The organism is Pantoea sp. paga, from assembly GCF_007558755.1.
In the GTDB taxonomy this organism is placed as follows: Bacteria; Pseudomonadota; Gammaproteobacteria; order Enterobacterales; family Enterobacteriaceae; genus Pantoea; species Pantoea agglomerans.
On record NZ_VLTF01000001.1, the window covers coordinates 1,005,379 to 1,021,682 of the forward strand.

Annotated in this window: 13 protein-coding genes; 6 read left to right on the plus strand and 7 right to left on the minus strand. The window is 54.8% G+C overall.

Going from position 1 to position 16,304, the window contains the following annotated elements; all coding sequences use genetic code 11:
* The first annotated feature begins 157 nt into the window (after positions 1–157).
* The 6 genes from metG (at position 158) to sanA (ending at position 7,335) form a co-directional block, all read left to right on the plus strand.
* A complete protein-coding gene (gene metG, locus FOV68_RS04670) occupies positions 158–2,191 on the plus strand; it encodes a methionine--tRNA ligase (protein WP_010248234.1) in 2,034 nt (677 codons plus the stop codon).
* 233 nt (positions 2,192–2,424) lie between these two features.
* Complete coding sequence (locus FOV68_RS04675) at positions 2,425–2,817, plus strand: CidA/LrgA family protein (protein ID WP_010248237.1); 393 nt, start codon at positions 2,425–2,427, stop codon at positions 2,815–2,817.
* On the plus strand, positions 2,810–3,502 hold the full coding sequence (locus FOV68_RS04680; protein WP_010248240.1) for a CidB/LrgB family autolysis modulator: 693 nt from the start codon (positions 2,810–2,812) through the stop codon (positions 3,500–3,502). The genes FOV68_RS04675 and FOV68_RS04680 overlap by 8 nt, the downstream gene beginning before the upstream one ends.
* A 120-nt stretch (positions 3,503–3,622) precedes the next feature.
* The gene (gene cdd, locus FOV68_RS04685; protein ID WP_143990408.1) at positions 3,623–4,513 is read left to right on the plus strand and encodes a cytidine deaminase; all 891 of its coding nucleotides are present in this window, start codon (positions 3,623–3,625) and stop codon (positions 4,511–4,513) included.
* Positions 4,514–4,782: 269 nt separating this feature from the next.
* Complete coding sequence (locus FOV68_RS04690) at positions 4,783–6,480, plus strand: NAD-dependent malic enzyme (RefSeq protein WP_031592077.1); 1,698 nt, start codon at positions 4,783–4,785, stop codon at positions 6,478–6,480.
* A gap of 135 nt (positions 6,481–6,615) precedes the next feature.
* The gene (gene sanA, locus FOV68_RS04695) at positions 6,616–7,335 is read left to right on the plus strand and encodes an outer membrane permeability protein SanA (RefSeq protein WP_010248246.1); all 720 of its coding nucleotides are present in this window, start codon (positions 6,616–6,618) and stop codon (positions 7,333–7,335) included.
* 711 nt (positions 7,336–8,046) lie between these two features.
* Here sanA and mglC read toward each other — a convergent pair.
* The 7 genes from mglC to FOV68_RS04730 all read right to left on the minus strand — a co-directional run bounded on the left by mglC (position 8,047) and on the right by FOV68_RS04730 (position 16,289).
* Complete coding sequence (gene mglC / locus FOV68_RS04700) at positions 8,047–9,057, minus strand: galactose/methyl galactoside ABC transporter permease MglC (protein ID WP_010248248.1); 1,011 nt, start codon at positions 9,055–9,057, stop codon at positions 8,047–8,049.
* Between the two features lie 19 nt (positions 9,058–9,076).
* On the minus strand, positions 9,077–10,597 hold the full coding sequence (gene mglA, locus FOV68_RS04705) for a galactose/methyl galactoside ABC transporter ATP-binding protein MglA (RefSeq protein ID WP_010248250.1): 1,521 nt from the start codon (positions 10,595–10,597) through the stop codon (positions 9,077–9,079).
* A 68-nt stretch (positions 10,598–10,665) separates the two neighbouring features.
* Positions 10,666–11,661, minus strand: a complete 996-nt coding sequence (mglB, locus tag FOV68_RS04710) for a galactose/glucose ABC transporter substrate-binding protein MglB (protein ID WP_010248252.1) — start codon at positions 11,659–11,661, stop codon at positions 10,666–10,668.
* A gap of 311 nt (positions 11,662–11,972) precedes the next feature.
* On the minus strand, positions 11,973–13,013 hold the full coding sequence (gene galS, locus FOV68_RS04715; protein ID WP_022625039.1) for an HTH-type transcriptional regulator GalS: 1,041 nt from the start codon (positions 13,011–13,013) through the stop codon (positions 11,973–11,975).
* Between the two features lie 147 nt (positions 13,014–13,160).
* Positions 13,161–14,321: a DUF418 domain-containing protein YeiB gene (yeiB, locus tag FOV68_RS04720; RefSeq protein WP_010248256.1), complete on the minus strand. Its 1,161-nt coding sequence runs from the start codon at positions 14,319–14,321 to the stop codon at positions 13,161–13,163.
* A gap of 49 nt (positions 14,322–14,370) precedes the next feature.
* The gene (gene folE / locus FOV68_RS04725) at positions 14,371–15,036 is read right to left on the minus strand and encodes a GTP cyclohydrolase I FolE (RefSeq protein WP_010248259.1); all 666 of its coding nucleotides are present in this window, start codon (positions 15,034–15,036) and stop codon (positions 14,371–14,373) included.
* A 125-nt stretch (positions 15,037–15,161) separates the two neighbouring features.
* Positions 15,162–16,289: a YbfB/YjiJ family MFS transporter gene (locus FOV68_RS04730; RefSeq protein WP_039389265.1), complete on the minus strand. Its 1,128-nt coding sequence runs from the start codon at positions 16,287–16,289 to the stop codon at positions 15,162–15,164.
* Positions 16,290–16,304: the final 15 nt, after the last annotated feature.

Below are 16,304 nucleotides of genomic sequence, written 5' to 3' on the forward strand. Positions count from 1 at the left end.
CTGTGCTTACGCTGTGTTTCAGCGATGTATTGTCAATGATATCAGATGCTCGTGGATCTGCGGTGACCTGAGGGGTGAATCCCTTGTGTTTACGCAGGAGAAGCCTTCAGTTACCATCTAAGCCCGTTTTTTCAATCAACAGAAAGCTACGCAAACTATGACTCAAGTCGCTAAAAAAATTCTGGTAACGTGCGCACTGCCTTACGCGAACGGATCAATCCATCTCGGCCACATGCTCGAGCATATCCAGGCCGACATTTGGGTGCGTTATCAGCGAATGCGTGGCAATCAGGTTTATTTCATCTGCGCCGATGATGCGCACGGCACGCCTATCATGCTGAAAGCTCAGCAGTTAGGGATTGCACCGGAGCAGATGATTGCAGAAATGAAAAGCGAGCATGAAGCCGACTTTGCCGGTTTCAACGTCAGCTATGACAACTATCACTCGACCCACGGCGACGAAAACCGTGAGCTTTCTGCGCTGATTTATGGCCGTCTGAAAGAGAACGGGTTCATTAAGAACCGCACCATCTCCCAGCTTTACGATCCGGAAAAAGGGATGTTCCTGCCGGACCGTTTTGTAAAAGGCACCTGCCCGAAATGTAAATCTGCCGATCAGTATGGCGATAACTGCGAAGTGTGTGGCGCGACCTACAGCCCGACCGAGCTGATCGAGCCAAAATCGGTGGTCTCTGGCGCGACGCCGGTTCTGCGCGACTCTGAACACTTCTTCTTTGATCTGCCCTCGTTCAGCGCCATGCTGCAGGCCTGGACCCGCTCGGGTGCGCTGCAGGATCAGGTGGCGAACAAAATGCAGGAGTGGTTCGAATCGGGCCTGCAGCAGTGGGATATCTCCCGCGACGCGCCCTACTTCGGCTTTGAAATTCCGGACGCGCCAGGAAAATATTTTTATGTATGGCTGGATGCGCCTATCGGCTACATGGGCTCGTTCAAGAACCTGTGCGACAAGCGCGGCGACATCGACTTCGACGAATTCTGGCGTAAAGACTCTACTACCGAGCTCTATCACTTCATCGGTAAAGATATCGTCTACTTCCACAGCCTGTTCTGGCCAGCGATGCTGGAAGGCAGTAACTTCCGCAAGCCGAACAACCTGTTTGTGCACGGCTATGTCACCGTCAACGGTGCCAAGATGTCGAAGTCGCGCGGCACCTTTATTAAAGCCAGCACCTGGCTGCAGCATCTGGATGCGGACAGCCTGCGTTACTACTACGCGGCAAAACTCTCTTCACGTATCGACGATATCGATCTGAATCTGGAAGATTTCGTCCAGCGCGTAAATGCCGACATCGTCAACAAAGTGGTTAACCTGGCGTCACGTAACGCGGGCTTTATCACCAAACGCTTTGACGGCAAACTGGCGGCTGAGCTGGCCGATCCGGCGCTCTATCAGACCTTTGTGGACGCGTCAGAGAAGATTGGTGACGCCTGGGCCGGTCGTGAATACAGCCGTGCTATCCGTGAGATCATGGCGCTGGCTGACCTGGCGAACCGTTATGTCGATGAGCAGGCTCCGTGGGTGGTGGCGAAGCAGGAAGGCCGTGATGCCGATCTGCAGGCGATCTGCTCAATGGGCATTAACCTGTTCCGCATTCTGATGACCTGGCTGAAGCCGGTGCTGCCGTCACTGAGCGCCCGTGCAGAAGGCTTCCTGAACTGCGAACTGAGCTGGGATGCTATCGCGCAACCGCTGCTGGACCACCAGGTTGCGCCATTCAAAGCGCTCTACAGCCGCATTGAGATGGCAAAGGTTGAAGGACTGATTGAAGCCTCGAAAGAGGATGCCGCTGCCGCCAGTGCACCGGCCGCAAGCGGCCCGCTGGCAGATTCGCCGGTAGGTGACACCATCACCATCGACGATTTCGCTAAAGTTGATATGCGCGTGGCGCTGATTGAGCAGGCGGAACTGGTTGAGGGTTCGGACAAGCTGCTGCGCCTGCAGCTCGACCTGGGCGGTGAAAAGCGTCAGATCTTCTCGGGTATCCGCGCCGCCTATCCCGATCCTTCCGTACTGGTCGGTAAAATGACCATTATCGTGGCCAACCTCGCGCCGCGTAAAATGCGCTTTGGTATCTCTGAAGGCATGGTGCTGTCAGCGGGTCCTGGCGGCAAAGATCTGTTTGTGCTGTCCGTCGACAGCGGTGCCGTACCGGGAATGCCCGTTAAGTAACACTCTGCATTCTGCGGCTTTAACCGCTTAGCGCAGTGCCGTTCTCACACCCTTCGTGCCTCATCACGGGCGCGAAGGGTTATCACTCCTCGCTCTGAATGTCCACCGCTTCCATTCCACTCCCGCCTCTGAAAATCTGTATCTGCTACGGCCACACCGCTGCATAAATGTGATCGCTAGCACGCTAAGGGGTTAATGCGTATGATGAAGCTCAGTGAAAACAGGAGCCTGCCATGCTCACCGTGCTGTCTGTCTGCGGGCGCTATCTGCGCGCCTTTATCATCATTTATCTCTGCTTATACGCCGGAATCGGCATCGCCTCGCTGCTGCCCATCAAACTGCCTGGCAGCATCCTTGGGATGTTAATTCTGTTTGCCCTGCTCGCCTCGCAGATCCTGCCTGTCAGTTGGGTTAAACCGGGCTGCCATCTGCTGATTCGCTATATGGCGCTGCTGTTTGTGCCGATCAGCGTCGGGGTGATGAGCTACACCGATATTCTGACGGCTCAGTTTGGCCCTATCGTGATCTCCTGCGTCGTCAGCACCTTCCTGGTTCTCTCTATTGTTGGCGTAAGCGCTCACCAGCTTCATAGTCGCCGCCCGGCCGGGGAGTCAGGCGATGAGTGAAATATGGTGGTCACTGCCACTGACGCTGGCGGCATTTTTTCTGGCGCGCAAACTGGCGATACGGCTGAAAATCTCGCTGCTTAATCCGCTGCTGGTGGCGATGGCTATTATTATCCCGATTCTGCTGCTGTTGCAGCTGCCCTATTCGCGCTATTTCGCGGGCAGTCAGATTCTTAATCAGCTGCTGCAACCGGCTGTTGTCGCGCTGGCACTGCCGCTGTATGAGCAGATGCATCAGATCCGTGCCCGCTGGAAATCGATTATTGGCGTCTGCTTTATCGGCAGTGTGACCGCCATGACCTCTGGCACCGCTATTGCTCTGTGGATGGGTGCCACGCCTGAAATCGCCGCTACCATCGTTCCTAAATCCGTTACCACGCCCATTGCGATGGCCGTCTCCGGTTCGCTGCACGGTATTCCCGCCATCAGCGCCATCTGCGTGCTGATTGCCGGGGTACTGGGTGCGGTGTTCGGACATACTGTGCTGAATCTGCTTGGCGTGAAATCTAAGGCGGCGCGCGGACTGGCGATAGGTAACGCGTCGCACGCACTCGGCACAGCGCGCGCCGCTGAACTCGACTATCAGGAAGGGGCATTCAGCTCACTGGCGCTGGTGATCTGCGGCATCATCACCTCACTGCTGGCGCCGTTTATTTTTCCGCTGCTGCTGCACTGGTTTGGCTGAAAGTTTGCGAGAGATCTCGCAAAGTTGAAACATGCAACACAGGTTACATTGTCAGAGCGATGTGGATCACATATAAACCGGTGACTGGCACATCGCCCTGCTGAATCTAATGAGGCTCACATGCAATCCCGTTTCCTCTCTGCCTTTGAGGCATTGCCGTCAACGCTGCAAACCGCACTCGCTCCCCTGCTGGACGATCCTGGCTTTCAGGCGGTGCTGAGCGCCGACCAGGTCGCCTCACTGCAGCAACAGACACAGATGGATGCCGATGCTCTGGCGCTGGCGCTGTTGCCCCTGGCGGCGGCCTGTGCCGTTGCTACCGTGTCGCATTTTAACGTCGGGGCTATCGCCCGTGGCATCAGCGGCAACTGGTACTTCGGGGCCAACATGGAATTTACCGGTACGCCGTTGCAGCAGACGGTTCACGCCGAGCAGAGCGCCATTACTCATGCGTGGCTGCGTGGCGAAAGTCAGCTTGAGACGATCACCGTTAACTACACACCGTGCGGTCACTGCCGTCAGTTTATGAACGAGCTGAACAGCGGCACGAACATTCGCATCAGCCTGCCACAACGCGCGATCAGCACCCTGGCCGATTATCTGCCGGATGCCTTTGGACCGCGCGATCTGGACATCACGACCTTCCTGATGGACCGCGTGGATCACGGCTATGTAGCCGAAGGCGATGAACTGGTGCAGGCCGCGGTTGCCGCTGCCAATGCCAGCCACGCGCCTTACAGCCAGTCACACGCCGGTGTTGCGCTGCTGACCGCAACCGGCGCGATTGTCACCGGGCGCTATGCGGAAAATGCCGCCTTTAACCCGAGTTTCCCGCCCCTTCAGGCAGCGCTGGTCCTGCTCAACATGCAGGGTGGCGATGTTCGTCAGATAAAAAAAGCGGTATTAGCCGAAGTGGAAAATGCCACGCTAAGCCAGTTCGCCGCCACACAGGCGACGCTTGAGACATTTGGTTGCGGTGAGCTGCTACAGGTGACGCTGTACAAAGCATAACCCGCTGTCAGAGAGGCCACAGTTTTGTGAGCTTTTATTAACAAACACTGTACTTCTGCGGGAAATTTCATAGGATCTGGCGCCAGAATTCACGTGATTACAAATTACTCTGAATAATTCAGGTTGCAGGATAGCAGCACGGTCGTGAATGTTTCTGCAGCGGTTACCCTGCCGCTGCCAGGCCTGCAGTCTGAGCTATAACGGGTAAGAAAACTGGCGCTACCTTTCCGGCGTGACGCCAGACAACACTGCAACCGGAGCATTACCGCATGGAACTCGACTACGAAAGTAAACGCCCGCTGTATATCCCTTATGCTGGCCCGATTTTGCTGGAATTTCCCCTGCTGAACAAAGGCAGCGCCTTTAGTATCGAAGAACGTAACGAATTCAACCTCAACGGTCTGCTGCCAGAAGCAGTGGAATCGATTGAAGAGCAGGCGCAGCGAGCCTGGCGTCAGTTCCAGGACTTCAAAAACAATAACGATAAGCATGTCTACCTGCGTAACATCCAGGACACCAACGAAACGCTGTTCTACCGCCTGCTGGATAACCATCTCGAAGAGATGATGCCCATCATCTACACCCCGACCGTCGGCGCAGCCTGCGAACACTTCTCTGAAATCTACCGTCGTGCGCGTGGCGTCTTCATCTCCTACCCTAATCGCGACCACATCGAAGATATGCTGCAAAACGCCACCAAGCAGAATGTGAAGGTGATCGTGGTGACCGATGGCGAGCGTATTCTGGGCCTCGGCGATCAGGGCATCGGCGGTATGGGTATCCCGATTGGAAAGCTTTCACTCTACACCGCCTGTGGCGGCATCAGTCCGGCTTACACCCTGCCGGTGGTGCTGGATGTTGGTACCAACAACCAGCAGTTGCTGAACGATCCGCTCTATATGGGCTGGCGTCATCCGCGCATCACCGGTGAAGAGTATGATGCGTTCGTGAACGATTTTATTCAGGCCGTTAAACGCCGCTGGCCGAAAGTGCTGTTGCAGTTTGAAGATTTCGCCCAGAAGAATGCCATGCCGTTGCTGAACCGCTATCGCGATGAAGTCTGCTGCTTTAACGATGATATTCAGGGCACAGCCGCCGTGACCGTGGGCACCCTGATTGCCGCCAGCCGCGCCGCCGGCAGCCGCCTGTGCGAGCAGAAAGTGGTGTTCCTGGGCGCCGGTTCCGCAGGTTGTGGTATCGCTGAACAGATCATCGCACAGATGAAATCCGAAGGTCTGAGTGACGAGGAAGCGCGTGGCCGGGTAATGATGGTGGATCGCTTTGGTCTGCTCACTGACAAGCTGCCTAACCTGCTCGATTTCCAGAGCAAGCTGGTGCAGAAGAGCGAAAACCTGCAGCAGTGGGATGTCACCAATGATTCCATCTCGCTGCTGGACGTGGTGCGCAATGCCAGGCCCGATATTCTGATTGGAGTCTCTGGCCAGCCGGGCCTGTTCACCGAAGAGATCATCCGCGAGATGCACAAGCACTGTAAGCGCCCTATCGTGATGCCACTGTCGAACCCGACATCACGCGTGGAAGCGACGCCAGCCGATATCATCGCCTGGACTGACGGTGCCGCGCTGGTCGCAACCGGCAGTCCGTTCTCGCCGGTGAGCTGGAACGGTAAAACCTATCCGATTGCGCAGTGTAACAACTCCTACATCTTCCCGGGCATTGGTCTGGGTGTGATTGCTTCGGGTGCCAGCCGCGTTACCGATACCATGCTGATGACCGCCAGCCGCGCGCTTGCTGACTGCTCTCCGCTGGTGAATGAAGGTGAAGGCCCGGTGCTGCCAGAGATTAAAGATATCCAGGGTGTATCGAAAATCATTGCGATGGAAGTGGGTAAAGCTGCTCAGCTGGCGGGTGTCGCCGTGGTGACCTCTGAAGATGTGTTGTCACAGGCTATCGCCAACAACTTCTGGCTGCCGCAGTACCGTCATTATCGTCGTACCTCGATTTAATCTTCAGACTGCCGGATTGCATCCGATCCGGCAGTGTTCAAAAAGAGCACAGCCAGCCGGCAGTAACTTGCTTCACAGTGACAGCTCAAGTAGCCTTGTCCCATCTCACTATTCTGACATCGAGTCTCCAGGCGCATGCTGAAACGCGTTTTCATTGGTCTGCTTTTCATCATCTTACTGATGATGGCAACGGCGCTCGGCCTTGATCGCTGGATCAGCTGGAAAACTGCGCCCTTTATCTACGAAAATGTCGCCTCTTTGCCACATCGTCAGGTCGGTGTGGTACTGGGTACGGCGAAATATTATCGCACCGGCGTCATCAATCAGTATTACCTCTATCGTATGCAGGGCGCGCTGAATGCCTACAACAGCGGCAAGGTCAATTATCTGCTGTTAAGCGGTGATAACGCGCTGCAAAGCTATAACGAGCCGATGACGATGCGCCGCGATCTCATCAAAGCCGGTGTCGATCCGGCTGATATCGTGCTGGACTATGCCGGTTTCCGCACGCTGGATTCGATTGTACGCACCCGCAAAGTGTTTGATACCAACGACTTCATTATTATCACACAGCGTTTCCATTGTGAGCGTGCGCTGTTTATCGCCTTACAGCTGGGTATTCAGGCGCAGTGTTATGCGGTGCCCTCACCAAAAAACATGCTTAGCGTGCGCTTCCGTGAGGTAGGTGCCCGGCTGGGCGCGCTGGTGGATCTCTTCCTGCTTAAGCGCGAACCGCGCTTCCTGGGCCCACTGGTGCCGATCCCCGCCGTACGCGATGTCCCTGAAGATGCACAGAGTTACCCGGCAGTGACGCCGGAGCAGCTGCTGGAGCTGGAACAGAAGCTGCGGAAATAACTCACGCGCTGCGGCTTATTTATGCTGGTTACTGCTGTGCCGAAGTCTGGCAGTGACGTGCAGGGCTCATGGAGCATACGCCTTCCGTAAAGACGCAAGACCTCTATACCTGGCGGGCTCAGCGTGGGCGATTACGCACCTCATCCCTGAGGTGCGTCCGTAAACGGGCCAACGCGCTGCGTTGTTCAAAAACGCTCCCGGCGTTTTTAGTATGCACACCATCCCTGAGGTGCGCCCGTAAACGAGCCAGCGCTTTGCTACAGGCATATGCTCCCATCGTTTTAGCTTTTGTCGCCGTCTGATGATGAAGACCGGTCTGCTGAGAAGTTGAAGCAGGCTACATATGACAGCAATAAATCAGCTCAACGCGCAGGGAACACGGTCAGAAGAGGAAAGCGTCCCGCGCCAGGGATGGCGTGGGCCGAGCATGTCATGGATGACGGCTTTTGCGTCTTTCCGATCTGACCGTGTTCCCTTCGCAGACTCGATCTCACAGCAACGACCCCAGCACTCTCCCCTATAAAAAGCGTTCTGCGGAGGAATAACACGTGCCGAGCATTTACTGGACTGGCCTTAGCGTCTTTCCGATCTGACCGTGTTCCCTTCGCAGACTCGATCTCACAGCAACAATGCCTGCACTCCAGCGACAATCCCTTCTTTTACATAATAAAAAAGCGACCCGAAGGTCGCTTTGTGAGCACTGAAGAAGACTTACTTCTTACGGGAATATTTCAGGGAATCCAGCGCCACGGCGAAGATAATGATGCCGCCTTTAATAATGTACTGCCAGTAAGGGTTGACGCCGATATAGGTCAGACCGTAGTTAATGACGGTAAAGATCAACACACCGGTCACTACGCCCGCCACGCTACCCACACCACCGGCGAAGGAGACACCGCCGACCACACAGGCCGCAATCGCATCCAGCTCATACATAAAGCCAAGGTTGTTGGTGGCCGAACCGATACGCCCCGCTTCCAGCATCCCGCCGAAGGCGTAGAACACACCTGACAGGGCATAAATCATGATCAGGTTCAGGTTGACGTTAACGCCTGAGACTTTCGCCGCTTCCGGGTTACCGCCGATAGCAAAAATGTTTTTGCCAAAGCGGGTTTTGTTCCACAACACCCAGACGAAAATAATGGCAATCACGGCGTAGAAGGTGATGAACGAAAGCTTGAAATCACCAAAGCGTAAGAAGCCCTGGGTAAATTTCGAGAATCCAGTATCAAAACCGGCAATCGGTGATGCGCCAACAAAGTCGTAATAGAGTGAGTTGATACCGTAAACGATGATCATGGTGCCCAGCGTGGTGATAAATGGCGTTACCTTGAGGTAAGCAATAATCACACCGTTGACCAGACCAATCACGCCGCCGATGATGCACACGGTCAGAATAACCAGTGGAATCGGCACCGTATCCAGCGTCGGGAAGACCTTGTTCGCGTTATCCATCGCCTGCAGCAGCGTCGCGGCGACCACCGCCGCCAGACCGACCTGACGTCCGGCTGACAGGTCAGTACCCTGGGTCACAATCAAACCCGCCACACCCAGTGCAATAATAATGCGCACCGAAGATTGGGTCAGAATATTACTCAGGTTCATTAAACTTAAAAATGAGGGGTCCTGGAAAATAATAATAGCCAGCAATACCAGCAGCACGACATAAATGCCGCCCTCTTTTAACCAGGTTAGCGCATTCTTTTTTGTAGTCGCTTTCATGTTAACAGCCCTTGCTTCATTAAAGGTGTAATGACGCTAAACGCAATATTTCGTTCTGCGTGGTCGTTTTGGTATCAACTATGCCTGCTACCAGACCATTACTCATTACCAGAATACGATCGGTAATGCCTAACAGCTCCGGCATTTCGGAGGAGATAATAATGATGCCCTTCTCTCTTTTCGCCAGCTCAGCAATTAACTGGTAAATTTCGAATTTTGCACCAACATCAATACCGCGAGTGGGTTCATCAAGCATCAGGATTTCAGGCTGGGTCAATAACCAGCGGCCAATAATCACTTTTTGCTGGTTACCGCCCGAAAGCGAACCAATCTGGGTATGGTGGCCTGGCGTTTTTACACGCATAGAATCGATAACCCACTGGGTATCACTCTTCATGCGTTTATTATCCAGCAGTCCCATACTGTTTTTATATTTTTTGATATTGGAAATAAGCGAGTTAAAACCAATGTCAAGGAAAGCATAAATACCGGTTGAGCGACGCTCTTCAGTCACCAACGCAAAACCGTGGTTAATGGCTTCATTGGCGCTGTGATTATTAATCGGTTTGCCATGCAGTTTAATGGTGCCGCCCGATTTTTCGCGAATGCCAAACAGCGTTTCGACGATATCGGTACGTTTGGCGCCCACCAGCCCGGCAATGCCGAGTATCTCCCCTTTACGCAAATCAAATGAGATGTCGCGAATCGATGGCTGACGCAGTGACGTCAGATGACGCACCTCAAGAATCGTCTCGCCTGGCACGTTGGTACGGTCAGGGAAACGCTGGTTCAGTGAACGGCCGACCATCATGGAGATGATCTTATCCATATCCAGCCCTTCCAGCGGCTGAGAGGTGATCCACTGACCATCACGCAGGATAGTGATCTCATCACACAGCTGGAAAATCTCTTCCATTTTGTGCGAAATATAAACAATGCCACAGCCGCGATCTTTCAGCTTACGAATAATCGTGAACAGGTGATTAACCTCTTTCTCGGTTAACGAGGAGGTCGGCTCATCCATAATCACAATTTTCGCGTCATAGGAAAACGCTTTGGCAATTTCAATCATCTGCATCTGCGATACAGAAAGATTGGCAACTTTGTCGCGCGGATCGATATCAATATCCAGCTCGTCAAAAATCGCTTTGGTATCCCGGTACATTTTATCCTGATCGACAAAGAAGCCTTTGCGTGGATAACGCCCAAGCCACATGTTGTCCATCACGGTACGCTGCAGAACCAGGTTTAATTCCTGATGCACCATCGACACGCCATTTTCCAGCGCCTCTTTGGAGCTTTTATAGTCGATCTCTTTACCCTGAAACAGGATACTGCCGGTATCTTTTTTATAAATACCAAACAGGCATTTTAATAAGGTGGATTTCCCGGCACCGTTCTCGCCCATTAATGCATGAACAGAGTGAGGCCGCACTTTTAAATTCACATTATCTAACGCTTTAACGCCGGGAAATGATTTTGAGACATCCGTCATTTCCAGCAGATATTCTCGCTGCGCGGTCGTATTATCACTGGCCATATTTTACCTGGCTAAAAAACGGTGGTGACATAAAAAAGGCGCGACAGCGGTCGCGCCCGTAATCGATCTTATTTCACGAACTGAGACAGATTTTCTTTATCAACCGGCACGTAAGGTACGCGGACGATCTTATCAACCATCTTGAAGTTTGTTCCGTCGGTGGCGGCTTTGCCGTTAGCCAGATTGTTGGCAATATCCAGCGTTGCTTTCGCCTGGTTTTCCGCATCGTTCAGCACGGTACCGGCCAGCGCACCGGATTTCACCAGCGCCAGCGCTTCTGGCAGTGCATCGACGCCAAAGACCGGGATTGAGGTCATGTTGTGCGCTTTCAGCGCTTCAACCGCACCCATCGCCATCGCATCGTTGTTGGCAATCACCACTTCGATTTTTTTGGCATTCGGGCCTGACAGCCACGCATCCATCTTATCTTTGGCCTGCGCGGTATCCCACATTGCAGTATCCATCGCTAACTGCTGGGTTTTCAGACCATCTTTGTTCAGGGTATCGATCACATATTTGGTACGGGCTTCTGCATCAGGATGACCCGGCTCGCCTTTCAGCAGCACGAACTGAATCTGACCATCTTTGTTCAGATCCCACGCTGGTGTGGCTTTCCAGTGCTTCTCAATCAGCTGACCCTGAATGATGCCTGACTCTTTAGAGTCGGTACCGACATAGTAAGCTTTGTCATAACCGGCCAGCACTTTGGCGTTAGGTTCTTTGTTGAAGAAGACCACCGGCACGTCGTTGGCACGCGCTTTGTCTACCACCACCGCAGCCGCAGCCGGGTCAACCAGGTTAATCGCCAGCGCTTTCACGCCTTTTGCCATCAGCACGTCAATCTGATCGTTCTGTTTGGACTGGTCATTCTGTGAATCATTCATCAGCAACTGCACGCCACCGATCGCTTTCGCTTCTTTCTCGATGTCTTTGCGTACCATTGACATGAAGTTGTCATCATATTTGTAAATAGTCACGCCGATACGGGTGTCAGCTGCGTGAGCGGTTGCACCAAACATCATGCTGGCAACCAGTGCTGTAAGCGTGAAAACCTTCTTATTCATGGTATCTCCGGTTTTATTATGCAGGGTCTTTTTAGCGCTACCGCGCCATACAGGCGGGAGAGCAATCGGTAAAACAGATCGGCGCGTCGGTTAACGTAATGAGGATGTTAAGCCATTGAACACCGTCTAAAACCTGACTTCCCTGTGACTGAATGCTTCCATGAAGAGGGTATGAACCCTTTAACCGGCTACTGAGACCACAACTGATGCCGTTACACTGGCGTTACATAATGTTTCAGTCCGGTAAGACGCTGCCATCATAGTGAGAGCAATGTTAATTAACTGTGAATGTAATCACAGATTGAAAACGGTTACATGGCTGAATCGCCTGAATTAGTGACGGACTCCACATTTTGCCGCTGCGCCACCGAATGACGCCGCACCAGCGTTGGCATAAAGATGTGCGTTGCCGTGTCATCCAGCAGTCCGGCTGCACCCTGCAGCGCCAGTTCAGTGGCAATTTTTGCCATAGATACAATGGGATAGCGCACAGTGGTTAACTGCGGATCGGTGTAACGGGAAATCGGGATATCATCAAAGCCAATGACAGAAAAATGCTGTGGCACCTGGATGCCGTTGTCTTTCAGCGCAGTGAGTGCGCCAGCCGCCATGCCGTCGTTATACGCAAACACCGCACTGAGGTTGAGATTGCGTCCCAGCAGCTCCACCATCGCCGCTTCGCCGCCCTGCATATCGGGCTCTGCGCTGGCTATCCAGCTCTCCTGCGGCCGGATGCCCTGCTCTGCCATCGCCTGAATCCACCCTTCACGGCGCTGCGCCACATCTTCGATAGGATGACTGGAACAAAGGTAGCCAATGCGGCTATGCCCCTGCTGTAGCAGGGTTCGTGAGGCCATCAACGCACCCGTGACGTTATCCAGACTGACACTGCGGTGTTCAAATCCGGGCACGATGCGGTTAATGACCACCATACCCGGAACGTGGCGCATAAAATCCGCCAGTTCAGCGTCAGGCAGTGTTTTCGCGTGTACCACCAGGGCGCTGCAACGCTGACGAATCAGCACTTCAATGGCATGACGCTCTTTCTCTTCCTGATGCCAGGAGTTGCTGATTAACACATGTTTGTGCACGCGCTGCGCCACGGTATCCACTGCTTTAACCAGTGCACCGAAGAAGGGATCCGAAACATCCATCACCACCACGCCAATGGTGTCACTGACCTGCGTCGCCAGCGCCTGCGCATTGGCGTTGGGCCGATAGCCCAGCGCTTCCACCGCCTGTAACACAGCGTCGCGGGTGTCAGAGGTGACGGCGCTGCTCTGATTGAGGACGCGCGACACGGTCGCCACCGACACGCCAGCCTGACGGGCAACATCACGAATTGTTATCATGCAGCAGTTCCACAGAGGAAAAATAAGGCATCACGCCGGGTTGAACACCGGCGCTATTTTGTCAGGGGCAGGAGGCGTACAGCGTGAATTGCGTCACATCAATGAAAACGGTTACATACAATTCTGTAACCTTTGTGATGGCGGTCATTATCTGGCGTTGTCAGTGATGCGCGATTTACCGGCTGAGATCAGCGTGAGCCGCCGCCACAGCCACTCCAGCGGACCCTGTGCGAAGAAATGTAACCAGATGAGTGAAAACAGAATATTGATAAGCCAGACCGCAGGCACCATCAGCACCAGCTCCAGCCGGGTAAAGTGCATATAGAAGCCGAAGCGATAGAACAGCGTGGTGCAGATCAGCGACTGCAGCAGATAGTTGGTCAGCGCCATGCGGCCCACGCACTGAATGGCATAGCTGATGCGCCAGCGCGCTATCTGCGGCCAGTAAGCCAGACAGAGCGCGGCGTAGCCCAGGCTAATCAGCGGGCTGGCGAGATCACGCGGGGCTTGCAGATAAAAAGCGGTCCAGCGGAATTCCCAATGTAACAGCCATTGCGCTGCCACACCGGCCACCGCAATCAACAACCCCATCGTTAACAGCAGCGCCGCAGCCTGACGGTAATGTTGCGCTGAAAACTCGCCGATCAGCCAGCCACTACGCAGCAGTGCGCCACCGATCATCATCAGGCCCGCCAGCTGCCAGCCATACTGCGCCGCCAGCGCCATCAGTCCTGACGAGAGATGATCCAGCCGGTTCTGTATCGCTTCCCAGCCGCCAGTCAGTTTCCAGTATTGTTCATATTGCAGATCGGCAGCACCTGGCAGCCAGGATCGGGTCGGTTCAGGATCGGAGATCGACCCAAACACCAGCAGAACGCCACAGCCCACCAGGTAGAGCAGAATGCCGGTATTCATCAGGCTGCGGGTGGAAGGGACATCGCGCACTACCCGCCAGACCACCAGCCCGATAATGCCGTAGTCCAGCAGGATATCGCCCTCCCAGAGAAAGACGCCGTGCAGAAAACCGATCAGCACCAGCAGCGAGAGCCGGGCAGTCAGCCAGCGACTGCCGCGTGGCAGCTGCATTTGCAGGCCTGCGCCAAACAGCAGCGCAAACAGGGTGAGGAATTTGAGCTGGGCAAAGGCGTCAGAGATCGCCCATGTCCAGACGTCGGACAGGCTGACACTGCCCTGCCAGGCCGGATTAAGGTAGGCGGCAGAAGGCAGGCCAAAGCCGACAATATTGAGCAGCAGAATGCCGAGAATGGCACATCCACGAATGAAATCCAGCGCGTGATAGCGTTGCATGCGGCACCTGCACCATTGAGGCGGGCAACGTTATGCGCCCGCCGTAGACTCAACTATGGCGCACCGCGCGCAAAAATTCCTGGCGGGTATTCTGGCTGGACTTGAACAGGCCACCCAGAGAGGTCGTCGTGGTGGCGCTGGTGGCATCTTTTACGCCACGCGCTTTTACGCAGTAATGCACCGCATCAATAGAAACAGCCACATTGTTGGTGCCCAGCAGCGTCTGCAGTGCGACCAGAACCTGCTGTGTCAGACGCTCCTGCACCTGCGGGCGCTGGGCGAAGAACTGCACGATACGGTTGATTTTTGACAGGCCAATCACCTTTTCTTTGGGAATGTAGGCGACGGTCGCTTTGCCATCGATGATCACAAAGTGATGTTCACAGGTGCTGGTCAGCGTGATATCACGCACGGTCACCATCTCATCAACCTTCATTTTATTCTCAATGACGGTGATTTTCGGGAAGTTGGCGTAGTCGAGACCGGAAAAGACTTCATCCACATACATTTTGGCGATGCGATGCGGCGTTTCCATCAGGCTGTCATCTTCAAGATCCAGATTCAGCAGCTGCATAATCTCGGTCATGTGCCCGGCAATCAGACTTTTACGTGTGTTGTCATCTATATCGCGCGTCGGTGCACGTAACGGCGTTTCCAGTCCACGCGCCAGCAGCGCTTCGTGAACCAGGGCAGCTTCCTGACTTAGGGTGCTCATCTTACTCTTCTCCGGCTGGTGTTGCGCCCGCGAGCTTTTGCCAGCGGGCCCTGTAATCAGGCGCGTATTGTGAAACTTTCTTTGCGGGGAATCCAGCAATCAATCAGATTGGTGATGAAAGCTTTTCACCCGGTTCGCCGCCACACCAGCAGGCCGGCCCAGACCAGGCTAACCCCGGCAACCCACAGGGCAGGCTCCAGCCGATGTAACAGAGCGGTAGAGAGAAAAGAGAGCAGCGGGCCGACCAGTTGTCCGACCGCATAGCCGGTGGTCAGCAGGCCAGCCATGTAGCGCAGATGATTGGGTGCCAGCTCACGGGCGCAGAGCAGCGACAGCTGCACCACGCTGAGGAAACCGCCCCCTACCAGCAGCGCACCGGCCAGCAGGCCGCTAAAGCCTGGCAGCAGCGCCGCGGCAAATACGCCCAGCGCCTGCGCCCACAGCACCAGAGCCAGGCGGACGTGGCTGTGCCCCCAGCGCCGCGTCAGGATCCCCAGCAGAATGCCGATCATCGCCGCGCCGCCAAAAATCGGCCAGACAAACTGCGCGAAGATGCCGTCAGGAAACCGCGTGGCGGCCATCTGCGACAAAAAGGTGGCGGGCAGAATGTAGCCAAAGCCCGCCAGACTGTAACTCAGTACCAGCCGTTTAAGGTTGCGGTCCAGCACCAGCGGCTCGGGTGCCTGATCCGGGCGGTGCAGTTCACCCCGACGCGGCAGATTACGGGTAATCAGCGCAATCAGCAGCAGCGCCAGCGCACCGTAAGCGGCCCAGGCCAGACCGGCTGATACCTGCAATGTGTGCAACGCTACCCCCAGCAGACCGCTGACAAAAATGCCGCAGCCCGGCCCGGCAAAAACGGCTGCCGACAGGCCTGCCCGACCATGACGATGCAGCTGTTCATTGCTCCAGGCCGCCACCAGCACCATCGCCCAGCCGCTGGCCCAGCCAATCAGAAAGCGGATTGCGCCGTGCAGCCACGGTCCGCTGGCCAATGCTGAGAGCAGGGTCAGGATCACCGCGCCCCATACGCCCGCCTGCAATCGCAGCTCAACCCGCCGGTGTGCGCGCATGGCATCAAATGAGCCACACAGATAGCCAAGATAGTTAAGTGCCGCGACCAGGCTGGCACTGGTGAGTGTCAGCTGGTGTGCCTGAATCATCAGCGGCACCTGGGGCGTAAAGGCAAACCGGCCAATGCCCATCGCGACAAATAAGGTTAAAAACGCGCTGAGCGCGACGCGTAACGCCATTGCTGAACTCCTGTT